Here is a 26,423-nt window from a genome sequence, read left to right on the forward strand (position 1 = left end):
AGTTACATTCATTGTTTTTTTATTTTACTGTCATTTTTTCTTTATCTAAATTGTGGATATTACTTATTCAGTTACAGTCTTAAGGTAAATAAATTCCACGGGTGGATAATTTAGTGTTCTCTCTTTTTTATTACCCACCATCAAGTCGTTTTCTCTTTTTAGCATCGCTAATATCCGTATTTATCCATCACTGAAATAAATAAATCTATCGAAAACAACATGGAAAAAAATATAAAATCAGTATTTAGTCGTATTACTGTCACATTAGTAAATATGATGATTCCGTGGCAGAGATAGATACAGAATTGAAGTGCTGATGACAATGTAGGTATTGGATAAGTGAAAGAGGAGCTAACAAAAGCCAGCTCCTCCTTTTGTACAATTACTTTTGGGTCAGTAGGAACTTAACGACATCCGCATACTGTTTAACATAGGTATCCATTGAGCTGGTATCCATGCCATCATTCTTAATCATATATTTGCCATTAACAAACATGGCTGGCACACCACGTAATTGTAAATCTTCAGCCGCTTTTTGTTGTTGAGCAACCAGTGATTTAACGACAAAACTATTTAATGCTGCATCATAATCTTCGCCACTCACACCCGCTTTAATAAAGACATTACGAATATCATCAGGGGTTTGAACAGTTTGTGTTTTCTGTACACCTTCAAACATCAGTGGGGTGATTTTTTCCTCAACACCCAATGCCATGGCAACAGCCCATGCCTGAGTCAATTGCTTACCTAATGGCCCAAGGAACTCAACATGGTATCGAGTCATTTTTGTCCCTTCTGGCAGTGCTTTTTTTACTGCCTGAGGGATATGATAAACTTCTTCAAACTGAAAACAGTGCGGGCAATAGAAAGAGAAAAACTCTAAAACCTGAGGCTCACCCGTTACTGGTTTATTTAACGTCTGGTACTGGGTTCCATCTGTAAACTGTGCGGCAGATGCACTGAATGCCATCACCATGCCAACGAGAGCTAACCATACATTTTTCATACTATAACAATCTCCATTATCTTAGCTTTAGTACATTGGCATCAGCTGCAAAGGGGGTACCTGCAACAGCTTAACCTGTTCTGTAAATGATGCAGTCTGCTGTAACCAAAAATCAGACTCCGCCATCCACGGAAAACTTTTCGGAAATGCAGGGTCCTGCCAACGTCTGGCGACCCATGCAAGGTAATAAACCATGCGCATTGCGCGTAAAGGTTCAATCAATGCAAGTTCACGCTGATCAAAATCAGCAAATTCACCATAAGCTTCCAGCAAGATATCCAACTGGATCAATTGCTCTCTGCGCTCGCCGTGTAATAACATCCACAAATCCTGAACCGCCGGACCATTTCTGGCATCATCCAAATCGACGAACATTGGCCCATCACGCCACAAAATATTACCAGGATGGCAATCACCATGTAGCCGCAACGGCTGCCAATCGGTGTGCCAATACTGCTTAATGGTGGCGATCAACAGATCGGTTGCCGCCAGAAACTTGTCTTTCTGTTTTGCCGGCACTAACACACTGCTGGCCAGTAACTGACGTGGCTCGGTCAGATATTCCTCAATATCCATCGTTGGCCGGGCAACAAAAAGTCCATCGCTACCCACCTGATGAATTCTGCCGAGAAAACGGCCCACCCACTCCAGTTGATCAAGATTGTCTATTTCATATTGCCGCCCACCGACACTTGGGAACACAGCAAAGAAAAAGCCGCCATGAGTATGCAAAGTTTCGCCGTTTAGCGCTAATGGGGCGATAACCGGAATCTCAGATTCTGCCAAATCAAGCGAGAACCGATGTTCCTCGATAATTTGTTCACTGCTCCAACGCTCGGGACGATAAAACTTCACCACATACCGTTTACGATCTTCATCCATAAACTGATAGACGCGGTTCTCATAACTATTAAGCGCGGTTAACCCTGAATCCACCCGTAATCCTACAGCCTCAAGGGCGTCCATAATCAGGTCTGGAGACAAAGTCTGAAAATTAAAAGCAGAATTGTTCATAACAACATTCAGTCTGTATAAGTAACAGCGGCGCGCTGAGAATAAGAAATAGTATCATTAAAGCCCCCTCCCTACGCAGACAGGAGTGTGACTAATCTTTAATGATGCCACGAGCTCTCAATAATGCTGTTTTAAAATCCTCTTCATAATCCTTTTTCAGTCCTGGAATCACTTCCGTTGATGCCGAGCCACGCATTTTCAGATGATAAATAAGAATATCGTCTGTCAAATCTGCGAAATTACCTTCAAAACCAGCTTCCTCTGACAATTTTTGTAAAAACTGCACCAGATTTAAATCAGGTTCTTGCTGCCAGGCCGGATGTAAAAGCTCAATCAGTTCATTAACACGATGACATTTCATAGCGAAGTTATCCTATTCAAAAATATGCTGACAAAGTAGCAGGGATATTCACACAGGGAAAGAGAGCCTATTGTCAATAAAAGTAAATCCTGACCTGTTCACCTATTTGAAGATACAATCCCATAGTCAGTTTAATACCGTGGAGTGATAGAAATGCGACCTAATATTACAGGCGTTATTCTTGCTGGAGGCCTTTCGTCCAGAATGGGCGGAAATGATAAAGGATTAATCTCCCTAAATGGAAAGCCACTGTATCGACATGTGATTGATAGGTTAAGACCTCAGGTTGAGAATTTACTGATTAATGCTAATCGTAACCAAGCCCTCTATCAACAAAGTGGCGTTCACGTCATTAACGATATCATTACTGGCTTTGTAGGCCCATTGGCTGGCATGCATGCTGGATTAAGCCATTCAACTACCGAATGGGTTGTCTTTGCTCCCTGTGACGTTCCTATGCTTCCACTTAATCTGGTTTCTCAACTCTGGCAGTCAAAAGGGCAGGCTCTTGCTGCTTATGTTAGTGATAACGAGCGTGAGCATCCAACATTAGCTTTAATGCATGTTAGTCTTAAACCAACGCTAGCAACGTATCTGGCAAAAGGGGAGCGTAAGTTAATGATATTTATGACGAGTATCAACGCGCAAAGAGTGGTATTCGATGGACAACCCAATCAATTCAGTAACCTAAATACTCCCGCAGATTGCGAGTTATGGGAACAAGCTAAAAGAGAGCCATTATGAGCAGCAAGACGCCCCCGTTACTCGGTATAGCCGCGTACAGTGGTACAGGAAAAACAACCTTACTAAAACATCTGATCCCCTTACTTCAACAGCGCCAAATCCGCGTTGGCTTAATCAAACATACTCATCACAATATGGAAATTGATACGCCGGGCAAAGACAGTTATGAATTGCGTAAAGCTGGAGCCCATCAAACGTTAGTTGCCAGTGATTGCCGCTGGGCATTAATGACAGAAACACCAGAACAGCCTCCGATGGATCTTCACTATCTGGCTAGTCGATTAGATACATCAACTATCGATTTGATTTTGGTTGAGGGCTTTAAGCACGAGCCGATCAGCAAAATTGCTCTTTATAGAGCAGCTGTAGGTAAGCCTTTCGCTGGTTTGATTGATGAATACGTTATCGCTTTGGCAAGTGACGAGCCGATAGATACTGTAGTAAAGCAATTAGATATTAATCAACCAGATCAGATCGCAGAGTTTATTTATAGCTGGCTCAAGATGGATCAGTCAGAGCTATAAAAACAAAAAAAGCCACCTATCAAGGTAGCCTTTTATTTTATTCATCGCTGTGACGGCCGGATTTGACTCATCTGCCCCTGCAATATTTGACTCGTCTGACTATGAGCCCTGCGACGCAACCACTCTAAGGTCACTATTTATACCTATTTCACTATTCTGCCCATAGCAAAAAACCCACGCTTTTGGCATGGGGTCTCGGCTTTATTTGATGCCTGGCAGTGTCCTACTCTCGCATGGGGAGACCCCACACTACCATCGGCGCTACGGCGTTTCACTTCTGAGTTCGGCATGGGATCAGGTGGGACCACCGCGCTAAGGCCGCCAGGCAAATTCTGTCTAAACTAAACCCGCTATATGTCTCCACACAGCCAGCCAGCCCAATCTCGGAACTTCGCTGAAAATTTCTATCTCTCAAATCTAAAACACCTTTGGTGTTGTAAGGTTAAGCCTCACGGATCATTAGTACTGGTTAGCTCAATGCATCGCTGCACTTACACACCCAGCCTATCAACGTCATAGTCTTTAACGTTCCTTCAGGGGGCTTAAAGCCCCAGGGAAGACTCATCTCGAGGCAAGTTTCCCGCTTAGATGCTTTCAGCGGTTATCTCTTCCGAATTTAGCTACCGGGCAATGCCATTGGCATGACAACCCGAACACCAGTGATTCGTCCACTCCGGTCCTCTCGTACTAGGAGCAGCCCCTCTCAATCTTCCAACGCCCACGGCAGATAGGGACCGAACTGTCTCACGACGTTCTAAACCCAGCTCGCGTACCACTTTAAATGGCGAACAGCCATACCCTTGGGACCTACTTCAGCCCCAGGATGTGATGAGCCGACATCGAGGTGCCAAACACCGCCGTCGATATGAACTCTTGGGCGGTATCAGCCTGTTATCCCCGGAGTACCTTTTATCCGTTGAGCGATGGCCCTTCCATTCAGAACCACCGGATCACTAAGACCTACTTTCGTACCTGCTCGAGCCGTCACTCTCGCAGTCAAGCTAGCTTATGCCTTTGCACTAACCTCACGATGTCCGACCGTGATTAGCTAACCTTCGTGCTCCTCCGTTACTCTTTGGGAGGAGACCGCCCCAGTCAAACTACCCACCAGACACTGTCCTCACCCCGGATCACGGGGCCGAGTTAGAACATCAAACATTAAAGGGTGGTATTTCAAGGTTGGCTCCATGCAGACTGGCGTCCACACTTCGATGCCTCCCACCTATCCTACACATCAAGGCTCAATGTTCAGTGTCAAGCTATAGTAAAGGTTCACGGGGTCTTTCCGTCTTGCCGCGGGTACACTGCATCTTCACAGCGAGTTCAATTTCACTGAGTCTCGGGTGGAGACAGCCTGGCCATCATTACGCCATTCGTGCAGGTCGGAACTTACCCGACAAGGAATTTCGCTACCTTAGGACCGTTATAGTTACGGCCGCCGTTTACTGGGGCTTCGATCAAGAGCTTCGCCTTGCGGCTGACCCCATCAATTAACCTTCCAGCACCGGGCAGGCGTCACACCGTATACGTCCACTTTCGTGTTTGCACAGTGCTGTGTTTTTATTAAACAGTTGCAGCCAGCTGGTATCTGCGACTGGCTTCGGCGCCGGGAGCAAGTCCCATTACCTAATGCCAGCGTGCCTTCTCCCGAAGTTACGGCACCATTTTGCCTAGTTCCTTCACCCGAGTTCTCTCAAGCGCCTGAGTATTCTCTACCTGACCACCTGTGTCGGTTTGGGGTACGATTTAATGTTACCTGATGCTTAGAGGCTTTTCCTGGAAGCTTGGCATCAACTACTTCACCACCGTAGTGGCTCGTCATCACACCTCAGCGTTGATAAGCAACCGGATTTACCAAGTCGCTCCGCCTACATGCTTAAACCGGGACAACCGTCGCCCGGCTAGCCTAGCCTTCTCCGTCCCCCCTTCGCAGTAACACCAAGTACAGGAATATTAACCTGTTTCCCATCGACTACGCTTTTCAGCCTCGCCTTAGGGGTCGACTCACCCTGCCCCGATTAACGTTGGACAGGAACCCTTGGTCTTCCGGCGTGCGGGTTTTTCACCCGCATTATCGTTACTTATGTCAGCATTCGCACTTCTGATACCTCCAGCAACCCTCACAGGTCACCTTCAACGGCTTACAGAACGCTCCCCTACCCAACAACACCTAAGTGTCGCTGCCGCAGCTTCGGTGCATGGTTTAGCCCCGTTACATCTTCCGCGCAGGCCGACTCGACCAGTGAGCTATTACGCTTTCTTTAAATGATGGCTGCTTCTAAGCCAACATCCTGGCTGTCTATGCCTTCCCACATCGTTTCCCACTTAACCATGACTTTGGGACCTTAGCTGGCGGTCTGGGTTGTTTCCCTCTTCACGACGGACGTTAGCACCCGCCGTGTGTCTCCCGTGATAACATTCTTCGGTATTCGGAGTTTGCATCGGTTTGGTAAGTCGGGATGACCCCCTAGCCGAAACAGTGCTCTACCCCCGAAGATGAGTTCACGAGGCGCTACCTAAATAGCTTTCGGGGAGAACCAGCTATCTCCCGGTTTGATTGGCCTTTCACCCCCAGCCACAAGTCATCCGCTAATTTTTCAACATTAGTCGGTTCGGTCCTCCAGTTAGTGTTACCCAACCTTCAACCTGCCCATGGCTAGATCACCGGGTTTCGGGTCTATACCTTGCAACTAGACGCCCAGTTAAGACTCGGTTTCCCTACGGCTCCCCTATTCGGTTAACCTTGCTACAAAATATAAGTCGCTGACCCATTATACAAAAGGTACGCAGTCACCCAACAAAGTAGGCTCCCACTGCTTGTACGTACACGGTTTCAGGTTCTATTTCACTCCCCTCGCCGGGGTTCTTTTCGCCTTTCCCTCACGGTACTGGTTCACTATCGGTCAGTCAGGAGTATTTAGCCTTGGAGGATGGTCCCCCCATATTCAGACAGGATGTCACGTGTCCCGCCCTACTCATCGAGTTCACAGCAAGTGTGTTTTGGTGTACGGGACTATCACCCTGTACCGTGCGACTTTCCAGACGCTTCCACTAACACACAAACTGATTCAGACTCTGGGCTCTTCCCCGTTCGCTCGCCGCTACTGGGGGAATCTCGGTTGATTTCTTTTCCTCGGGGTACTTAGATGTTTCAGTTCCCCCGGTTCGCCTTGCATGGCTATGTATTCACCATGCAATAGTGCAACGAATTGCACTGGGTTTCCCCATTCGGGTATCGTCGGTTGTAACGCTTCATATCAGCTTACCGACGCTTTTCGCAGATTAGCACGCCCTTCATCGCCTCTGACTGCCTAGGCATCCACCGTGTACGCTTAGTCGCTTAACCTCACAACCCAAAGGTGTTTTTCGTTATTGGTGTGGCTGTGAACACACTCTGCTATGTTGTGCAGTGCGCGCAATCCTCATGAACGTTAAGTTCACTCCGGTTGCTGTGCGCTGTACGCCTTGCTGAGTGTCTTCTCGCTCACACTGCAACAATGATTACCCATTGGCATTGCGATTATTTGAGAGACTCTATTACAGGTTACTCTTTATCTCAGTACATCTAGGGAGAGATAAATTTCGGCTGTAATGTTTCAATTTTCAGCTTGTTCCAGATTGTTAAAGAGCAATATCTTAAACACGACTCGTTAAAGTCATCTTTAAGATATTCAGTTGATAATGTCTTTCACACATTATCGGAGTGGCGTCCCCAAGGGGATTCGAACCCCTGTTACAGCCGTGAAAGGGCAGTGTCCTAGGCCTCTAGACGATGGGGACACAAAAATTTCTACTGAATCACTGATTCAGTATTTTTGTGTAAAGGTGAGAATGTGGTGACACATTCGAACGACTGATGCAGTAAAAACTCGATACCGAGGTCTTATTGCACAATCATCACCCTCATCAACAGGTGCTCTTGCTCATTTACATTCATCAGACAATCTGTGTGGACACTGCGCAATGCGTATCGTTAGGTAAGGAGGTGATCCAACCGCAGGTTCCCCTACGGTTACCTTGTTACGACTTCACCCCAGTCATGAATCACAAAGTGGTAAGCGCCCTCCCGAAGGTTAAGCTACCTACTTCTTTTGCAACCCACTCCCATGGTGTGACGGGCGGTGTGTACAAGGCCCGGGAACGTATTCACCGTAGCATTCTGATCTACGATTACTAGCGATTCCGACTTCATGGAGTCGAGTTGCAGACTCCAATCCGGACTACGACAGACTTTATGTGGTCCGCTTGCTCTCGCGAGTTCGCTTCACTTTGTATCTGCCATTGTAGCACGTGTGTAGCCCTACTCGTAAGGGCCATGATGACTTGACGTCATCCCCACCTTCCTCCGGTTTATCACCGGCAGTCTCCCTTGAGTTCCCACCATTACGTGCTGGCAACAAAGGATAAGGGTTGCGCTCGTTGCGGGACTTAACCCAACATTTCACAACACGAGCTGACGACAGCCATGCAGCACCTGTCTCACAGTTCCCGAAGGCACCGAAGCATCTCTGCTAAGTTCTGTGGATGTCAAGAGTAGGTAAGGTTCTTCGCGTTGCATCGAATTAAACCACATGCTCCACCGCTTGTGCGGGCCCCCGTCAATTCATTTGAGTTTTAACCTTGCGGCCGTACTCCCCAGGCGGTCGACTTAACGCGTTAGCTCCGGAAGCCACGCCTCAAGGGCACAACCTCCAAGTCGACATCGTTTACAGCGTGGACTACCAGGGTATCTAATCCTGTTTGCTCCCCACGCTTTCGCACCTGAGCGTCAGTCTTTGTCCAGGGGGCCGCCTTCGCCACCGGTATTCCTCCAGATCTCTACGCATTTCACCGCTACACCTGGAATTCTACCCCCCTCTACAAGACTCTAGCTTGCCAGTTTCAAATGCAGTTCCCACGTTAAGCGCGGGGATTTCACATCTGACTTAACAAACCGCCTGCGTGCGCTTTACGCCCAGTAATTCCGATTAACGCTTGCACCCTCCGTATTACCGCGGCTGCTGGCACGGAGTTAGCCGGTGCTTCTTCTGCGAGTAACGTCAATCAACCGTGCTATTAACACGATTGCCTTCCTCCTCGCTGAAAGTGCTTTACAACCCGAAGGCCTTCTTCACACACGCGGCATGGCTGCATCAGGCTTGCGCCCATTGTGCAATATTCCCCACTGCTGCCTCCCGTAGGAGTCTGGACCGTGTCTCAGTTCCAGTGTGGCTGGTCATCCTCTCAGACCAGCTAGGGATCGTCGCCTAGGTGAGCCATTACCCCACCTACTAGCTAATCCCATCTGGGCACATCCGATGGCGTGAGGCCCGAAGGTCCCCCACTTTGCTCTTGCGAGGTCATGCGGTATTAGCTACCGTTTCCAGTAGTTATCCCCCTCCATCAGGCAGTTTCCCAGACATTACTCACCCGTCCGCCGCTCGCCGGCGAAGTAGTAAACTACTTCCCGCTGCCGCTCGACTTGCATGTGTTAGGCCTGCCGCCAGCGTTCAATCTGAGCCATGATCAAACTCTTCAATTTAAGATTTGTTTGATTTGCTGCTAATAAAAGCAGCGATGCTCAAAGATTACTTTCTGCAAATAAGCATTCGAACCGAAGTTCAAATGTGTACTGCTTTGGTCACTCTTCAAGACTTTGATATTTCTTCTGCCTGCCGAAACAGGCTTCGATATCGTCTTGCGAGTGCCCACACAGATTGTCTGATAAATTGTTAAAGAGCGTTCGTTACCCGTTTGCCTTTCGGCGAATCTTACGGTAACGCGGGAGGAAGATAATACGCTTTCCCGCTGAAGAGTCAAGAGTTTCTTTGGTTTCTTTCGAAGTCAAAATCATTCTTTTCGCTTCCTGACCCGGCGAAGTATGTTTCGTTGTTCCCAGTCAGTGGAGGCGCATTATAGGGAGTTCCTGACAGCCTGCAACCCCTAATTTGAAAAAACTTTTCAACCGCGTTTTATTTCAGCAAAAATAGGCTAAAAGACCAATGTTTAAACAATTATTAAGCTAAACATTCACTACCAGTGTTAAACAGTAGAGTAAAATAGATATATAAGAAGACAGATAGGACAAATCACCATGCAACTAAATACCCAACAACAGGCCGCCCAGCGAAATCTCTCTTACCTGTTGGCTGAGAAGATTGGCCAGCGAATTCTCGCCGGAGAATATGCAGCCGGCAGCATACTGCCTGGTGAGATAGAGTTGGGGGAGCAATTTGGTGTTAGTCGTACTGCCGTTCGTGAAGCAGTAAAGATGCTGGCAGCAAAAGGGATGTTATTACCCCGCCCACGCATTGGTACCCGAGTGATGCCACAAACAAATTGGAACTACCTTGATCAGGAGTTACTCACTTGGTGGCTGAACAGAGAGAATTTCGATCAAGTGATGCAACACTTCCTTATATTAAGAACCTCACTTGAGCCTCAAGCCTGTTCATTGGCAGCCATTAATGCCAATGAGCAACAGCGAGCATTGTTAGCATCACTGATTGCAGAGATGCGTGCGTTAGATACTCACTTTAATCGTGAAAAATGGATTCAAGTGGATGCTCAATTTCATCAGTTAATATATGAAGCCAGTGGTAATCCGTTTTTGACCTCTTTCGCCAATTTGTTCAGTTCGGTTTATCACAGCTATTTTCGCGCCATTACCGGCGATGAAGTGATTAAGCTGCAATACCATCAGGATATTGTTGATACAATTTTGGCAGGTGACAGTCAGGGAGCCTTGCTGGCATGTCAGGTATTATTAACAGATAAAAATTAACGGCTAGCTGTTCTATCTATATATATAAAGAAGGTGCTCACACTCACCCCTATAATCAGGACGAACAATGATAAAATCTGCACGCAGTATGGCGGGCCTTCCTTGGCTAGCTGCCATGGCCTTCTTTATGCAGGCTTTGGATGCCACCATACTGAATACGGCACTCCCATCAATTGCTGAAAGCCTTAACCGCTCACCACTGACCATGCAGTCAGCAATTATCAGCTATACCCTGACGGTCGCGATGTTGATTCCAGTGAGTGGCTGGCTAGCGGACCGTTTTGGTACCCGACGGGTATTCATTCTGGCTGTATCTCTATTTACGCTAGGGTCATTACTGTGTGCACTTTCAGATTCATTGGCTTTTCTGGTGGCCTCCCGGGTTATTCAAGGGGTGGGTGGCGCAATGATGATGCCTGTGGCCCGGCTTGCGCTGATCAGGGCTTACCCACGCAGTGAATTATTGCCGGTTCTGAATTTTGTCACTATCCCAGGGTTAGTCGGCCCGGTGATGGGGCCACTATTAGGTGGATTACTGGTGACCTATACCACTTGGCATTGGATCTTTATCCTTAATATTCCTATCGGCTTACTGGGCATCTTTTATGCCCGTAAATATATGCCGGACTTCACCATGCCTAAACGTGCCTTTGATATTATCGGTTTCCTGCTATTTGGTAGCAGTTTGGTCCTGATATCCGTAAGTCTGGAGATAATGGGCCGACCGGATATCGCCAGCTATCTGCCAGTCACGGTGTTACTGAGTGGTTTATTGATGTTGCTCTTCTATATATTCCACGCCAAAGGTCATCCAAATCCATTGATTGGTTTACCGCTATTTAAAAACCGAACATTCTCGGTTGGGATTGCCGGTAACGTGGCCTCGCGTTTAGGGACTGGCTGCGTTCCTTTCCTAATGCCACTGATGTTGCAGGTCGGATTTGGCTATTCCGCTATTATTGCCGGTTGTATGATGGCCCCAACCGCCATTGGTTCGATGATGGCAAAATCTGCCGTTACTCAAGTATTACGTTCACTGGGTTATAGGACTGTATTGGTAGGTATTACGGTTATTATCGGAGTGCTGATTGCGCTATTTGCGCTGCAATCACCGGGCATGTCGCCGTGGATGATGATATTGCCGCTGTTTGTCTTGGGGATGGCAATGTCGACACAGTTCACTGCGATGAATACCATCACACTGGCTGACTTAACCGATAACAATGCCAGCTCAGGTAACAGTGTTTTGGCGGTAACCCAACAACTGGCCATTAGCTTTGGCGTTGCCATTAGTGCGGTGGTATTGCGGTTTTATGATGGGTTATCGTTTGGTGGCAATGTCGATCACTTCCACTACACCTTTATTACAATGGGAATAGTGACATTACTTTCATCCATGGTGTTCTTATTACTGAAACCAAATGATGGCGACAATCTAATTCAAGGCCGTAATAGCAAAAAAGCCACACAACCTGCGGAGAGTGAAGTTTAACAACTGACCACCGATCCCCGCTCGATTAGCTCGGGAGTGAGAATCAGAACTTGTGGTTCCGCTTCCGGGTTATTCAATCGATGAATCAGTGTATCAATAGCCAGTTCACCAAGGGAGTCTTTTGGTTGATGGATAGTGGTCAATGGCGGTGTCATATATTGTGCGATTTCAATATCATCGTAACCAATAACCGCCATATCTTGTGGTATCGATAACCCCGCCTGATGCAATGCCTGATAAACCCCAACAGCCATCGCATCATTACTGGTAAATACCGCTTCTGGCGGTTCCGGTAGCGCAAGCAACTGTTTCATGGCGACTAAACCGCCACAAAATTCAAAATCACCGGCAACTTCATAACCGGATGGAATAGGTAAACCTGCGCGATCCATAGCCTGACGGTACCCTTCCAAACGTTCTTTGGCAGGGGTTTTATCTTGTGGGCCAGCAATACAGGCAATTCGGGTATAGCCTCTGGCAATCAAATATGAGGTTGCCATTTCGCCACCCAATAATGAATTATCCTGAATCACGTCATTGACGCCCTCAAAGGGTGCCCAATCCATCATGATTATCGGTAATGACGGGTAGCAACGCAGAATATCTTGAGAAGGGCGGTGATTTTCAGTGCACATCAGTAGCAGACCATCGACGCGCTTTTGCATCAGAGTTTCAATGCTACGGCTCATGCGATCGATATCGCCTTCGGTATTGCATAGAATCAAACTGTAACCACGCTCATAGCAACTGCGCTCCACGCCACGGACTACTTCAGCATAAAATGGGTTGCTACTGGCGGTAACCAACATACCAATGGTACGGGTTTGATTGAGTTTCAAACTACGAGCCAGTGCTGAAGGGGCATAGTTGAGCTGTTTGATAGCAGCCAGCACTTTGTCGCGAATAGGATCACTGACAAAGCGGTTTTTATTAATAACATGTGAGACTGTTGACGTAGATACACCCGCCAGGCGGGCGACGTCTTTCATGGTGGCCAAAGTTATACCTGGCCTTGTAGGAAACTGTCTATCTCTGCACGCCACGGAATAGAGGGCTGCGCGCCGGGGCGAGTCACCGCGATAGCGGCTGCTGCGTGAGCAAAACGTACTGCTGAGTCCATTATCTGACCTTCCAATAACGCAGTTAATAATGCGCCATTGAATGTATCACCAGCAGCAATAGTATCTACGGCGTTAACCTTGAACCCGGCAACCAATTTCCCTTTACCTTGTTCACTAAGCCATACGCCACGGCTACCCAATGTAATGATTACGGTAGCGATGCCTTTATCATGCAGAATTTGCGCTGCTTGCGCTGCATCATCATCCTGATCAATATGAATCCCCGTTAAACGCTCGGCTTCTGTTTCATTCGGAGTAATCATATCCACCAGCGTTAATAGCTCGTCCGGTAATTCACGAGCTGGTGCCGGATTAAGAATAACCTGTGTTTGATGCAGCTTCGCCAATTTAGCGGCAGCAATAACTGTCTCAAGTGGTGATTCCAGTTGCATCAATAATGCATCTGCATCGATAACTTGCTGCTGGTAGCGACCAAGATATTCAGGTGTAACTGCCGAGTTAGCACCGGCATTGATACCAATGACGTTTTCGCCTTCACCATTCACGAAAATCAAAGCAACACCGGTTGTGGTATCCGCTACAGCCTCGATTGGCGCAGTATCAATGTTATCGTTGGCTAATTGCTGGCGCACCCGGTCACCAATATCATCTTTACCCACACAGGCAATAAACGCGATGTTTGCTCCGCTACGGCCAGCAGCTACCGCCTGGTTAGCACCTTTGCCACCAAACGCCACTTTATACTGCTTCCCGATCACCGTTTCACCTGGGCGCGGAAACTGCTCAACATTCAGAATATGGTCGGCATTGATGCTGCCCAAGACCACCAGTTTGCCTGTTTTCATCGTATTTATTCCTTTGTGAATGACACCGCCACCCGTAACGTTTTGTTTTCCGTTTTAGGGTAGCGGCGTTATATGCCCTGCTTTTCGATATTATTTAGTCACTAATTTCAAATCAACCGGGATAACGGCCTGCACTTTCTCGCCTTTCAATACTTTATCAGCGGTTTGCACGCCAATAACACCAATCTGGTCAGGGCGTTGAGCGATAGTTGCGCCCAGTTTGCCGCCTTGAACGGCTTTAAGACCGTCGTCGGTGCCATCAAAACCAACCACTAGCACATCGGCTTTACCGGCTGTTTGCAAGGCACGCAGTGCGCCCAGTGCCATCTCGTCGTTCTGTGCGAATACAGCCTGAACATTCGGGTGGGCGGTCAGCAGGTTCTGCATCACATTCAAACCTTTAGTACGATCAAAATCAGCAGGTTGGCTGGCTAACAGTTGGAATTTATGTTGATCCATTGACTGCTTGAAGCCTTCACCACGTTCACGGGCCGCAGACGCCCCCGCAATCCCTTCCAACTGAATCACTTTGGCATCATTACCCAATTTTTTGGCAATGAAATCACCGGCCATTTTGCCACCAAAACGGTTATCGGAGGCAACGTGACTCACCACAGTGCCAGAGTTTGCCAAACGGTCGAGTGTGATAACCGGGATATTGGCCTTATTTGCCATTTTGACTGCGTTACCGACTGCATCGGAATCAGTTGGGTTAATCAGCAACAGTTTGGTGCCGCGAACCGTCAGATCCTGCACGTTAGCCAGTTCTTTCGCTGGGTTATTTTGAGAATCCAATACCACCAGGTTATAGCCGAGTTTATCCGCTTCTTTTTGCGCGCCGTCTTTCATTGAAACAAAGAACGGATTATTCAACGTGGAAACTACCAGTGCGATGGTGTCTTTTGCCAGTGCGTTAGCACTTACGGTGGCGCTCAGGGCAACAACAGAGATCAAGGTAGCTAGTTTCTTCATTTTCATGGTCGCAATTCCTGTAGGGAGTTAGGAGGTTATTTGCTGCTTTTATTGTCTACCAATACCGCCAGCAGGATAACCACTGCCTTTACGATCATTTGGTAGTAAGAGGAGACACCCAATAAATTCAAACCGTTATTTAAAAAGCCGAGGATTAACGCGCCAATCAGGGTGCCGACGATCCGCCCCTTACCCCCAGCAAGGCTGGTACCCCCAAGAACCACGGCTGCGATTGCATCCAGTTCATAGCCAGTACCGGCTGTAGGTTGTGCCGACGACAGGCGGGCCACTTCGATAATCCCAGCCAGTGCCGCTAACAATCCACATAATGAATAAACAATAATCTTAACTTTATCTACGCTAATACCAGAGAGCCGTGTTGCTGACTCATTGCCACCCAATGCGTAGATATAGCGGCCCAGGCGAGTGTGGTGCAACATGTACCACACAGCAATAAAGACGATAGCCATCAACCAGATTGGTGTTGGTATACCCAATGGGCGCCCGATACCGAACCAGCCAAAAGTATCAGCCACATCAGTAAAACCGGTATTTACTGGGCTACCATTGGTGTAAACCATAGTAACGCCACGTAATAACAGCATCATGACCAGAGTGGCAATGAACGCTTGTACCTTACCTTTAGCGACAATGACCCCGGTTATGGCACCAATAAATGCCCCTAGCGCCAATGCAGCTGCGACGGCAACCAAAGCATTCACTTCCAACCCAACAATAGATGCCGCTACTGCGCCAGTCAGTGCCAATAATGACCCGACAGACAAATCAATACCGGATGTCAGGATAACCAGCGTCATACCCACCGCCATAATGGCATTGACAGAAGTCTGCTGGAGAATGTTAAACATGTTATTTAGGGTAAAGAAGTTCGGGCTTAGTGACGAAACCACAGCAATCAGCACCAGCAGCGCAATCAGTGATTTTTGTTCTAATAACCATTCTTTACTGAACCAGCGTTTTGTCTGGATAGCTTGGGAACTCATATCTGATTACTCCTGCTCTACTCGTCATATTTCAAGCCGCATTTGCGTTGGCTTCCTGCAACTCGAATTATTTAGAGTGTAAATAAATTATTTTTCAATAAATCACGCTTGCCAACGGCTGCCGCCATCAACACTTCCTGGGTAGCCTGTTCAATAGAGAACTCGCCGCTTAGCTGGCCTTCATGCATCACAAGAATGCGGTCACTCATGCCCAGCACTTCCGGCATTTCTGAGGAAACCAGAATGATGCTCAACCCTTCTTGTTTGAATTGGTTGATTAATTGGTAAATTTCTTTTTTAGCCCCGACGTCGACACCACGGGTAGGTTCATCAAGGATCAACACTTTAGGACGGGTCATTAAACCGCGTGCAATAGCCACTTTCTGCTGGTTACCACCGGATAACAAACCAATAGGTTGTTCCATGGAAGGTGTTTTAATATTAAATAAACGAATGAAATCCGATACCGCCTGCTGCTCTTCAGCATGCTTGAGCGAACCACCTGAACGGCTAAAATAACGCAATGCAGTCAAAGACATATTCTCTTTAACTGACATTCCAAGTACCAAACCATCCCGTTTGCGGTCTTCAGAAATATAGACAATGCCATTTGCCAGACCATCTTGTGGTGAATGGGTGACAACTTCGCGGCCATCCAACATCACAAAACCTGATTTACGCGGTAGCGCGCCATAGATGATTTTCATCAGCTCGGTGCGACCAGCCCCCATCAGACCGGCAACCCCCAAAATTTCGCCACTGTATAAAGTGAAACTGACATTTTTCACGCCCGGGCCGCATAGCTGTTTGACCTGCAAACGCTTTTCACCACGGGGTATATTCAAGCGCGGGTACTGTTCTTCCAGCTTACGGCCCACCATCATCTCAATCAGTGAGTTTTCAGTCAGACTATCAACCGGTTTTTCGGCAATAAATTGCCCATCACGAAATACCGTGACGTCGTCGCAAATCTCAAAAATCTCTTTTAACCGGTGAGAGATATAAACAATTCCGCGACCTTCCGCCTTTAGCTCTTTAATCACATTAAACAGAGAGGCGGTTTCAGTATCGGTAAGCGCATCGGTTGGCTCATCCATAATGATCACTTTGGATTCAAAGCTCAGCACTTTGGCTATCTCCACCATTTGCTGATCACCAATGGAAAGCTCACCCACTAGCCGATGGCTGCTGTAACTGATATTAAGGCGCGCCAGCAGTAAATCGGCTTCGGCATACATCTTTTTCCAATCGATGCTGCCAAAACGATTAACAAACTCACGCCCTAAGAAGATGTTTTCTGCGATAGTTAATTGAGGAATCAGGTTAAGTTCCTGATGAATAATGCCAATGCCCGCTTCCTGCGAGTCTTTTGGGCCATTAAACGCCACTTCCTTACCCATAAAATACTGACTGCCAGCATCTTTACTGTAGATGCCGGTCAGCACTTTCATCATGGTCGATTTTCCAGCGCCATTTTCGCCTACCAGTGCCATCACCCTGCCGGGATAGACACTCAGTGCGGCACCGGAGAGTGCTTTAACGCCGGGAAAGGCTTTATCAATCCCTTTAAGTTGCAGCAAAGGTTGCATAAATGCCTCAGAAGGTTACGCCGGAACAGAGAATGACATTAGCAAAGGGGGAACATTCCCCGCTACGGATCACTGCCCGGCTTTGTTTGGTTTGCTCTTTAAAAGCCTCATGGCTGATATAGCGCAAAACAATTTGGTTTCCCTGGTGCTGCTCAAGTTGTGATAGTTGCGCGAGTAACGCTTCATGGAGTTGCGGATTATTTTTAACGATCTCCTCCGCCAAGACTGCACTTTCAACCTGCATTTCTTGTGTTACCACCTCAAGAACCTGAAGAAATCCAGGGACGCCTCGTGTCAGTGCCAGATCGATACGTGTGGTGGTTGCCGGTATCGGCAGCCCCGCATCACCTATCACAACCTGATCGGTATGGCCCAGGCGGGAGATAACAGCGGAAATATCAGAATTAAGTAATGCGCCTTTTTTCATTTTCTACTCCAACAGCGAAACGTTTCGCTGATACTGAGTTTAGAAAAATAGCCGCAGAAGGCAAACCCAATTTGATGAAATTGTGATCGCCATCGAAACGTTTCGCTGAACAGTGGGAAAAGAAGAAGAATAGGTACAAAAAAAGCCGTTAATCATAACGGCCTTTCAGATTAAATCTCTACCTGCGTCCCAAGCTCAATCACCCTATTCGGTGGGATCTCAAACTGGTCAGCTGCACGCAGCGCATTCCGACTGAGCGCAATAAATAACTTACCGCGCAGGAACAGGTACCACGGCCGCTTGGTAAGGATTAGCGACTCATGGGACATAAAGAATGAGGTTTCCATCATCTGGCATGGCAACCCCTCCAGGCCGCAGCGATGGAAGATTTCTTCCACATTCGGTGTTTCACGCCAACCATAACTGGCCACCACTCGCCAAAACGTCGGGGAGAGTTGTTCGATGGTTACCCGGTTCACATTGTGCACATACGGCGCATCTTCAGTTCGCAATGTCAGTAGCACAACCCGTTCATGCAACACCTTATTATGTTTAAGGTTATGCAACAGCGCGAAGGGAATGACATTCATTGCGCGCGACATATACACAGCAGTACCCGTAACCCGCACTGGGGGGGATTTCTCCAATGAAGCAATCATCGCTTCCAGTGAATTACCGTGTTCATGCATACGGCGCAGCAAACCGAAACGTTCACTTTTCCAGGTCGTCATGATGATAAACATCACCAGCCCCAGAGACACTGGCAACCAACCACCGGAGAACAATTTCAACGCATTGGCAGAGAACATAGGGACATCGATAATCAGCAAAATCACCAGTAAGATGCCGACAAATACCCGATTCCAGTGCCAGTTTTTCAATGCCACGATGCAGAACAGAATACTGGTTATCACCATGGTACCGGTTACGGCGATACCGTACGCGGCCGCCAGGTTACTGGAACGTTCGAAGCCAACAATAACCAATACCACCGCCAGATAGAGAGTCCAGTTAATGACCGGGATATATATCTGGCCAGATTCCATTTCGGAGGTATGAATAATCCGCATTGGCGGTAAATAGCCTAGGCGAACCGCCTGCCGAGTGAGCGAGAATACACCGGAAATAACCGCCTGCGAGGCAATAACGGTCGCAAGGGTTGCCAGAATTAACAGCGGAATCAATGCCCAGTCAGGAGCTAATAAGAAGAAGGGGTTTTTGATGGCTTCAGGATTTTTCAGCAATAACGCGCCCTGACCAAAATAGTTCAGTACTAATGAGGGCAAAACCACGGTAAACCAGGCTAAACGAATAGGGAATTTACCAAAATGGCCCATATCTGCATATAAGGCTTCCACCCCAGTTATCGCCAGTACAACTGCGCCAAGCGCATAAAACGACACGGATTTATATTCAGTAAAGAAACCTATCGCCCATTTAGGATTCAGCGCAACCAATACTTCTGGATTCGCAATAATACTGCGCAAACCAAGTAGTGCGATCGTCAGAAACCAGACCAGCATCACGGGAGCGAATAATTTACCGACACTGCCGGTACCGTGCTTTTGAATCACAAACAGCAGGGTGAGTACCGCAATGGAGCAGGGAACAATATAAGGGTCTAATGCTGGGGCTGCTATTTCTAGCCCTTCAATGGCCGACATAACGGATATTGCCGGGGTGATGACCACCTCACCATAAAAGAAACTGCCGCCAATTAACCCGAGAATCACCAGTATTGAGGTGGCTCTGGAAGAGGTATTACGCCCTGCCAAAGACATTAACGTTAAAATGCCCCCTTCGCCGGCGTTATCGGCCCGCATGACATAGGTAAGATATTTAATCGAGACAATCAGGATAAGCATCCAGAAAATCAGCGATAAAAAGCCAAACACCACGTCCGGGCGGACATCAAAACCATAATGACCAGAAAAGCACTCTCTCAAGGTATAGAGCGGGCTGGTACCAATATCACCGTAAACTACCCCTATTGCCGCCAGGGTTACCGCCGATAAAGACTGTTTATGTTCTGTGCTCATAATTGATTTCTTTTTGCTAGAACATCCATAAGCTGATGCGTGCGTTTAAGAACCTTAATCCTCGGTTCTGTATTGTTTATACGCCCACCAAAAGGCGCACAGTATGCACGATTTCAATGGATTGCCTACTCTTAAATAGGCACCTAACAGAGCGAAAATTCATCAACTACAAATAACTGATGATATAAAAATTCTACGAATCAACGAACTATCTTATTAATAAAACCAGCGATCCCATGAAGAAAAGATGGTTTATTCCTTTTTATCAGGTAAAAATCAATCAACTAACGGAACATGTAGAACAATTATGGCGCAATCATCACAATTAGCAGAAAGAATCTCCCGCTTAAGCAGTGCCCTTGAAAGTGGTCTGTATGAAAGACAGGAAGCTATCCGCTTATGTTTGCTGGCCGCCCTCAGTGGCGAGAGTGTTTTTTTGCTCGGCCCACCGGGAATTGCCAAAAGCCTGATTGCCCGCCGCCTGAAATTTGCCTTCCGTAATGCCCGTGCATTTGAATATCTGATGACCCGTTTCTCAACACCGGAAGAGGTGTTTGGCCCCCTCTCGATTCAGGCATTGAAAGAGGAGGGACGCTATCAACGGATGACAGGCGGTTACCTGCCGGAGGCTGAAATCGTCTTTTTGGATGAGATCTGGAAAGCCGGCCCGGCAATTCTAAACACCTTGCTGACAGCGATTAATGAACGGCGCTTTAGAAATGGTGATCGGGAAGACAGCATCCCTATGCGATTACTCGTTACTGCCTCTAACGAGCTGCCTGACGCTGATAGTAGCCTGGAAGCACTTTATGACCGCATGTTGATCCGTCTATGGCTGGATCGCGTACAAGAGAAGCAGAACTTCCGCTCACTACTGCTCAGCCGACAGAATGAAAATCATAATCCGGTGGCAGAAAATCTCAGTATCAGCGATGAAGAGTTCTATCAGTGGCAACCGTTGATCGACAAAATCACCTTACCGGATCACTGTTTTGAGCTTATTTTTCAGTTACGTCAACGGCTCAGTGCGCAAGAACAAGCGCCCTATGTCTCAGATAGACGTTGGAAAAAAGCGCTACGCCTGTTACAAGCCAGTGCTTTCTTTAGTGGCCGCAGTGAAGTGACACCCATCGACTTAATCTTGCTGAAAGATTGCCTGTGGCATGACCTCAGTTCGCTTAAGCTGCTGCAACAGCAGCTTGAACAGTTATTAACCGAGCAGGGATATCAACAGCAAAGCCTGTTAATGAAACTACAGCATGTTCAGGGTCAGTGGTTGCAGCACCAACAACAGCAAAGTGACCATCAAGCGCTAACCGTCGTCAAACAAAACGGTATGTTCAGCCGCAAATCCCAATATGCTCTACCAGACGACCTGACAGACAGCACTTTGACGCTTTTGCTGCAAAAACCGCTCAGCCTGCATGATATTCAAGTTACCCATTTGCAAATAGAAAAAGATGCCCTCGCTCAATGGTTGAACAAAGGAGGGAGCTTGCGCGCTAAATTAAATGGTGTCGGTTATGCCCAATCCATTGATGCAGAAATTGATGATAAATTTCATATCACAATACTGGATATCAGCCGCCAACCCTCCACACTTTCCCAACCGGGCACGGCAACTGCCAGTGTTCCCCCGGAATTGCTGGTGGAATTAACCACAGTAGAACATAGTCTTGCCGAACAACGGCGGCTATTCAGCCAACACCAGCCGTGTTTATTCACTCCCTCCTCATGGCTTGCCAAAGTCGAGGCCAGCTTGTTGCAGGTGGCAGAACAACTTAAACAGCAACAGCAAAAAATGCGCGGACACTGACAGATGCTCAGCCTGGCAACATTGGATATGCTGCTATCGATAAGTGAGGGTGAGCTTATCGAAGAGATGGTGATCGGGCTATTGGCGTCACCTCAATTAGCACTATTTTTCGAAAAATTCCCGCGAATTAAACGGGCGCTAATGAAAGATATTCCTGGTTGGAAGCAAAACTTACAGCAGCGTATCCGCGAGGCTAAAGCTCCGGCTACTCTGGCAAATGAGTTTTCCCTATACCAACAAAGCTTGTTGGAAAGTAGCCCACTATTTTATGTGCATCTGCCAGATATTGTGGCTCAGTTACAGCAATGGCAATCGCCCTTTGCTTCACAAGCCAATACATTGCTACAAACCGCTGATTTAGCCAGAAACCCTCAACCCGGCGATAGTTTACAAACCTTATTTTTACAGCGTTGGCGTGTCAGTCTAACGCTACAAACCATCACCATTCATCACCAGTTACTTGAGCAAGAGCGAGAGCAACTTCTGGCTGAACTCCAGCAGAGATTGGCGCTCAGTGGGGCATTAGAACCAGTACTGGCAACCAATGATGGGGCAGCAGGGCGGCTTTGGGATATGAGTCAGGGCCACTTACAGCGTGGCGATTATCAATTGCTACTGCAATACGGTGACTTTCTACAACAACAACCCGAATTACAACAACTGGCCGAGCAATTGGGTCGTAGCCGTTCAGCAAAGGCACAACCGACACCAGAGGCTCGCTTTGAACCTTATACTGTCATGGTTCGCCAGCCCGATACAGTGCCAGAGGAGGTCAGTGGCATTCATCAAAGCAATGATATTTTGCGATTGCTCCCGACGGAACTGGTGATGTTAGGGATGAGCGAGCTGGAATTTGAGTTTTATCGCCGTTTACTGGAGCGCCGCTTACTCACTTACCGTTTGCAGGGTGACAACTGGCAGGAGAAAACCTTACAGCGCCCGGTCAGTCTTAAAAGCAATGATGAACACCCTCGCGGCCCTTTTATCGTCTGTGTCGATACCTCAGGCTCCATGGGCGGATTTAACGAACAATGTGCCAAAGCATTTTGTCTGGCTCTGCTTCGAATTGCACTGGCAGATAATCGCCGCTGTTACATCATGCTATTTGCCACTGAAATAATTCACTACGAGCTATCTGCTGCCAGTGGTATTGAGCAGGCGATTCGTTTTCTTGGCCAACATTTTCGCGGAGGTACCGATCTGGCTGCTTGCTTAGCCAGCACATTAAATAAAATGGAAGATAGAGAATGGTATGACGCAGATGCAGTGATCATTTCAGATTTTATCGCCCAACGTTTACCAGACGAATTAGTCAGAAAGATTAAAATCCAGCAACAAGCCCACCAGCACCGTTTTCATGCTGTTGCCATGTCTGCGTATGGTAAGCCCGGTATCATGCGAATTTTCGATCATATCTGGCGTTTTGATACTGGGCTAAAAAGCCGCTTGATGCGCCGCTGGAAGCGCTAGTTAAGCAGGCCGGCTCCAACGTTTATCGACAACCCCAATATCGTCATATTAAAGATAAATGATAACACTGACTGCAAGAGTACTACGCGGCGGATATCTGACGTGCCGGTAGAGACATCGGCAGTTTGGCAAGCCACACCAATGGTAAATGAGAAATAAAGGAAATCCCAATAGGAAGGCGTGGTTATCTCTTTGGGGAAAAGTAACGGTAGAACCGTTTCTGATTTATCGCGGCGCATATAAAACAAATGTGCGTAGTGCATAGTAAAAGCGGTGGATAATAATAACCATGAAACCAATAACGTCAGCCCTGTCAGGACCAAATGGAACGCCTTGGCAGAGCCTGAGAGCTGATTCGCCGTGCTCAATTCAAATAAAATAACCAGAATACTGGCCAGACACGCCATGCTGACAATACTCAGCACCATACTGGCACTTTCATCCTGCACCCGGGCTATTTTGCTGATTTTCGTCGAATCAGTGCGTAATAATTGCAACCATAAAAACAGTAAATAAAGCCAGGCGGAAACATTCCAACTCACCATCAGACGCAGCAATACCGAGTAATGTGTTGGCAGCAGGAAATAAGTGACAACACCCGCGCCAACCGAAAACAACAATCGTGGCCGAGCGTGTAAATAGTGCTTTATAGGATGAAAAAGGGCCATAATATCAACAACCTTGCATATAGTGATATTTAAAATATTTATATATCACTACAGCATAGATTAAAAACTCGCGCTGGCGGTTGCAACCTTCGCGAGTGAGGGGGATTAATATATAACCAAACTAATGGGTGTTGCAGGTAAACACCTGCAACATCAAGTATAAAGGGTATTTACAGCAGGCCGTCAACCTTCTCGCTAATTTCTGGCCCCCATACGCCACATTGAACCTGACCGATATGTTGCTGTTGCAGCAATAACATCACTAAACGAGACTGGCCGATACCGCCACCGATAGTTTGCGGCATTTCACCACTCAGCAGTGATTGGTGCCATTCCAGTTTCAGACGATCTTCATCAGAAGTCAGTGCCAATTGGCGTTTAAGTGCCTCAGCATCAACACGTATCCCCATGGATGAGATTTCAAACGCGTCTTCAAGAACAGGGTTCCAGACAATAATGTCACCGTTCAAGCCCGCAAAACCTTCAGCACTCGGCGACGTCCAGTCATCATAATCTGGCGCTCGGACATCATGAGATTTACCGTCAGCCAATTTACCACCGATGCCAATCAGGAATACAGCTCCCAGCTCTTTAGCTATCGCACGTTCGCGGCCTTTAGCATCCAGGTCAGGGAAACGCGCACGCAGGCTTTCGCTGTGGATAAACTGAATATTCTCTGGCAGGAATGGCTTCACACCAAATTCAGCACTGATCGCTACTTCAGTTTCTTTAATAGCGGTATAAATCTTGTTAACAGTGGATTTCAGATAAGCCAGGTTGCGTTCACCATCTCCCATCACGCGTTCCCAATCCCACTGATCGACATACACAGAATGAATAGCACTCAGGCAATCTTCATCAGGGCGCAATGCTTTCATATGAGTATATATCCCTTGGTCAGCACCAAAATCAAAGCGACCCAAGGTTTTGCGTTTCCATTTAGCTAATGAATGAACGACTTCAAAAGTTGCATCCGGCAATGTCTTCACTTTTACCTGAACGGCTTTCTCTGAACCTGAAAGGTTATCTTGAGTACCATCACCCACACGACTCAGGATTGGTGCCTGTACTTCAATCAGACCCAGTTGTTGTTCTAATTGACGGGAAAAGAATGATTTTACGAAGCTGATTTGTTGTTGTTTTTGGATAAATTGTTTTTTCATTGCCGTTTTCTCGATTCGTTATTACTGATTATGCTAATTAGGTTATGCCACCTGGCTTGACATCGATTAAGCAACAGAATGAGGGTTAAATTCAATATCCAACAAACAATATTGCCTTTTAACTTTTAATAATTCATTTTTATGGGTCTTAAATTAAGTAATCGTTAAAAAAAGGAGGCAAATATGGGTGAAATTTATCAAATCGATAATCTCGATCGCGGCATCCTGAACGCATTAATGGAAAATGCACGCACACCTTATGCTGAATTGGCAAAAAATTTTGGCGTGAGTCCAGGAACTATCCATGTGCGAGTGGAGAAAATGCGCCAGGCGGGGATCATTACCGCGGCTTGTGTTCACGTTAATCCAAAAAAACTCGGGTATGACGTGTGTTGCTTTATCGGTATTATTTTGAAAAGTGCCAAAGACTACCCGTCGGCACTAAAAAAACTGGAAGGTTTAGAAGAAGTTGTAGAAGCCTATTACACCACCGGCCACTACAGCATTTTTATTAAAGTGATGTGTAAGTCAATAGATGCGCTCCAGCAGGTACTTATCAACAAGATCCAGACTATCGATGAGATCCAGTCAACGGAGACACTTATCTCCCTGCAAAACCCCATCATGCGTACCATTGTGCCTTGAGCACTAAATAACTATACCCACATTATCCACAGGTAGATCCCAGCTGATTCACAGCGTACAATACCGGCTCTTTACTTCGGTTGGGTTCTTTATGGCTGACATTACCTTGATCAGTGGCAGTACACTCGGCAGCGCTGAATATGTTGCTGAACATTTAGCTGAGAAATTAGAAGAAGCAGGTTTTTCTACAGAGACGCTGCATGGCCCTGAATTAGACGAGCTTACGCTTGAGGGTACGTGGCTAATAGTCACATCAACCCACGGTGCGGGTGATCTCCCAGATAACCTTCAACCATTATTAGAACAAATCGAACAACAGAAGCCTGATCTTTCTCAAGTGCACTTTGGTGCTGTTGGTTTGGGCAGTTCAGAATATGACACTTTCTGCGGTGCAGTGAGAGCATTGGATCAACAATTGATCGCACAAGGCGCCAAACGTTTGGGTGATATTTTAGAAATTGACGTCATACAACATGAAATTCCCGAGGATCCGGCAGAGGTTTGGGTCAAAAATTGGATTAATTTGCTCTAATTTGATTAAAGATCACGCGAACGAATGTGGATAAGTATGCTTAAAAGCAGGGTAAAACCGGTACATATCCACATAACAACCTTGGCACCTCAAAGTGCCTGTGCATAACATGCCATTTAGATCCCAGCTTATACGCAATAGGATCACCGATCATTCACAGCAAACGATCTTCCTTAATACTATGATCTTCCATGTGAATAATCACTTATCCACAGAGGATCATGATCCTAATAAGAGATCTAATAAAGAGATCTTTAAATAAAAAGA

At 47.0% G+C, this 26,423-nt stretch carries 20 protein-coding genes, 1 tRNA gene and 3 rRNA genes; 8 read left to right on the top strand and 16 right to left on the bottom strand.

All coding sequences use genetic code 11. The annotated features are described in order from the left end of the window. Positions 1–382: 382 nt before the first annotated feature. The 3 genes from dsbA to V1955_RS22040 all read right to left on the bottom strand — a co-directional run bounded on the left by dsbA (position 383) and on the right by V1955_RS22040 (position 2,381). On the bottom strand, positions 383–1,006 hold the full coding sequence (dsbA, locus tag V1955_RS22030; protein WP_083161621.1) for a thiol:disulfide interchange protein DsbA: 624 nt from the start codon (positions 1,004–1,006) through the stop codon (positions 383–385). A gap of 27 nt (positions 1,007–1,033) precedes the next feature. After that, complete coding sequence (locus V1955_RS22035) at positions 1,034–2,020, bottom strand: serine/threonine protein kinase (protein ID WP_372560165.1); 987 nt, start codon at positions 2,018–2,020, stop codon at positions 1,034–1,036. A 91-nt stretch (positions 2,021–2,111) separates the two neighbouring features. Then, a complete protein-coding gene (locus V1955_RS22040; RefSeq protein WP_083161617.1) occupies positions 2,112–2,381 on the bottom strand; it encodes a YihD family protein in 270 nt (89 codons plus the stop codon). 153 nt (positions 2,382–2,534) lie between these two features. On the opposite strand from V1955_RS22040, the gene mobA reads away from it, so the two are divergent. Together mobA and mobB are read left to right on the top strand one after the other, a co-directional pair. Next, positions 2,535–3,125, top strand: a complete 591-nt coding sequence (mobA, locus tag V1955_RS22045) for a molybdenum cofactor guanylyltransferase MobA (protein ID WP_372569813.1) — start codon at positions 2,535–2,537, stop codon at positions 3,123–3,125. Beyond that, on the top strand, positions 3,122–3,649 hold the full coding sequence (gene mobB / locus V1955_RS22050) for a molybdopterin-guanine dinucleotide biosynthesis protein MobB (RefSeq protein ID WP_372569814.1): 528 nt from the start codon (positions 3,122–3,124) through the stop codon (positions 3,647–3,649). The genes mobA and mobB overlap by 4 nt, the downstream gene beginning before the upstream one ends. 210 nt (positions 3,650–3,859) lie before the next feature. Here the strand turns inward: mobB and rrf are convergent. From rrf to V1955_RS22070, 4 genes are all read right to left on the bottom strand, one after another. Continuing rightward, positions 3,860–3,975: ribosomal RNA gene (gene rrf, locus V1955_RS22055) — 5S ribosomal RNA — on the bottom strand. Between the two features lie 112 nt (positions 3,976–4,087). Continuing rightward, positions 4,088–6,995 (bottom strand): 23S ribosomal RNA (locus tag V1955_RS22060). A gap of 358 nt (positions 6,996–7,353) precedes the next feature. After that, positions 7,354–7,429 (bottom strand) — tRNA-Glu (locus tag V1955_RS22065). Positions 7,430–7,627: 198 nt separating this feature from the next. After that, positions 7,628–9,170, bottom strand: a 16S ribosomal RNA gene (locus V1955_RS22070). The 16S, 23S and 5S rRNA genes sit together here with 1 tRNA gene alongside, the layout of an rRNA operon. A gap of 552 nt (positions 9,171–9,722) precedes the next feature. Here V1955_RS22070 and V1955_RS22075 point away from each other — a divergent pair. Together V1955_RS22075 and mdtD are read left to right on the top strand one after the other, a co-directional pair. Next, positions 9,723–10,412, top strand: coding sequence for a FadR/GntR family transcriptional regulator (locus V1955_RS22075; RefSeq protein WP_083161611.1), 690 nt, complete (start codon positions 9,723–9,725; stop codon positions 10,410–10,412). A 67-nt stretch (positions 10,413–10,479) separates the two neighbouring features. Next, entirely contained in the window at positions 10,480–11,904 is a 1,425-nt protein-coding gene (mdtD, locus tag V1955_RS22080) for a multidrug transporter subunit MdtD (protein ID WP_083161609.1), read from the top strand. Here the strand turns inward: mdtD and rbsR are convergent. The 7 genes from rbsR to kup form a co-directional block, all read right to left on the bottom strand. Further along, the gene (rbsR, locus tag V1955_RS22085) at positions 11,901–12,902 is read right to left on the bottom strand and encodes a ribose operon transcriptional repressor RbsR (protein ID WP_083161607.1); all 1,002 of its coding nucleotides are present in this window, start codon (positions 12,900–12,902) and stop codon (positions 11,901–11,903) included. The two genes, mdtD and rbsR, sit on opposite strands and share 4 nt — an antisense overlap. Positions 12,903–12,904: 2 nt before the next feature. Next, a complete protein-coding gene (gene rbsK / locus V1955_RS22090) occupies positions 12,905–13,831 on the bottom strand; it encodes a ribokinase (RefSeq protein ID WP_083161605.1) in 927 nt (308 codons plus the stop codon). A gap of 90 nt (positions 13,832–13,921) precedes the next feature. After that, positions 13,922–14,809, bottom strand: a complete 888-nt coding sequence (rbsB, locus tag V1955_RS22095) for a ribose ABC transporter substrate-binding protein RbsB (RefSeq protein WP_083161603.1) — start codon at positions 14,807–14,809, stop codon at positions 13,922–13,924. A gap of 29 nt (positions 14,810–14,838) precedes the next feature. Further along, on the bottom strand, positions 14,839–15,807 hold the full coding sequence (gene rbsC / locus V1955_RS22100; protein ID WP_083161601.1) for a ribose ABC transporter permease: 969 nt from the start codon (positions 15,805–15,807) through the stop codon (positions 14,839–14,841). A 71-nt stretch (positions 15,808–15,878) separates the two neighbouring features. After that, on the bottom strand, positions 15,879–17,396 hold the full coding sequence (gene rbsA, locus V1955_RS22105) for a ribose ABC transporter ATP-binding protein RbsA (protein WP_083161599.1): 1,518 nt from the start codon (positions 17,394–17,396) through the stop codon (positions 15,879–15,881). A gap of 7 nt (positions 17,397–17,403) precedes the next feature. Continuing rightward, on the bottom strand, positions 17,404–17,823 hold the full coding sequence (rbsD, locus tag V1955_RS22110) for a D-ribose pyranase (RefSeq protein WP_083161597.1): 420 nt from the start codon (positions 17,821–17,823) through the stop codon (positions 17,404–17,406). A gap of 170 nt (positions 17,824–17,993) precedes the next feature. After that, positions 17,994–19,862, bottom strand: coding sequence for a low affinity potassium transporter Kup (gene kup / locus V1955_RS22115; protein ID WP_083161595.1), 1,869 nt, complete (start codon positions 19,860–19,862; stop codon positions 17,994–17,996). A 307-nt stretch (positions 19,863–20,169) separates the two neighbouring features. Between kup and ravA the strand changes: the two genes are divergently transcribed. After that, positions 20,170–21,678 carry an ATPase RavA gene (gene ravA, locus V1955_RS22120; RefSeq protein ID WP_442821398.1) on the top strand — a complete coding sequence of 503 codons (1,509 nt, stop codon included), beginning with the start codon at positions 20,170–20,172 and terminating at the stop codon, positions 21,676–21,678. 3 nt (positions 21,679–21,681) lie between these two features. Then, the gene (gene viaA, locus V1955_RS22125; protein ID WP_083161591.1) at positions 21,682–23,148 is read left to right on the top strand and encodes an ATPase RavA stimulator ViaA; all 1,467 of its coding nucleotides are present in this window, start codon (positions 21,682–21,684) and stop codon (positions 23,146–23,148) included. On the opposite strand, the gene V1955_RS22130 is transcribed toward viaA, so the two are convergent. Both V1955_RS22130 and asnA read right to left on the bottom strand, forming a co-directional pair. After that, entirely contained in the window at positions 23,145–23,816 is a 672-nt protein-coding gene (locus V1955_RS22130) for a DUF1345 domain-containing protein (protein ID WP_083161589.1), read from the bottom strand. The two genes, viaA and V1955_RS22130, sit on opposite strands and share 4 nt — an antisense overlap. 170 nt (positions 23,817–23,986) lie before the next feature. Then, positions 23,987–24,979, bottom strand: a complete 993-nt coding sequence (gene asnA / locus V1955_RS22135; protein WP_442821399.1) for an aspartate--ammonia ligase — start codon at positions 24,977–24,979, stop codon at positions 23,987–23,989. Between the two features lie 183 nt (positions 24,980–25,162). Between asnA and asnC the strand changes: the two genes are divergently transcribed. Together asnC and mioC are read left to right on the top strand one after the other, a co-directional pair. Continuing rightward, on the top strand, positions 25,163–25,624 hold the full coding sequence (gene asnC, locus V1955_RS22140) for a transcriptional regulator AsnC (protein ID WP_083161588.1): 462 nt from the start codon (positions 25,163–25,165) through the stop codon (positions 25,622–25,624). 91 nt (positions 25,625–25,715) lie between these two features. Beyond that, positions 25,716–26,156: an FMN-binding protein MioC gene (gene mioC, locus V1955_RS22145; RefSeq protein WP_005192870.1), complete on the top strand. Its 441-nt coding sequence runs from the start codon at positions 25,716–25,718 to the stop codon at positions 26,154–26,156. The last annotated feature ends 267 nt before the right edge of the window (positions 26,157–26,423 follow it).

The organism is Yersinia sp. 2545 StPb PI (assembly GCF_052217125.1).
Taxonomy (GTDB): Bacteria; Pseudomonadota; Gammaproteobacteria; order Enterobacterales; family Enterobacteriaceae; genus Yersinia; species Yersinia enterocolitica_E.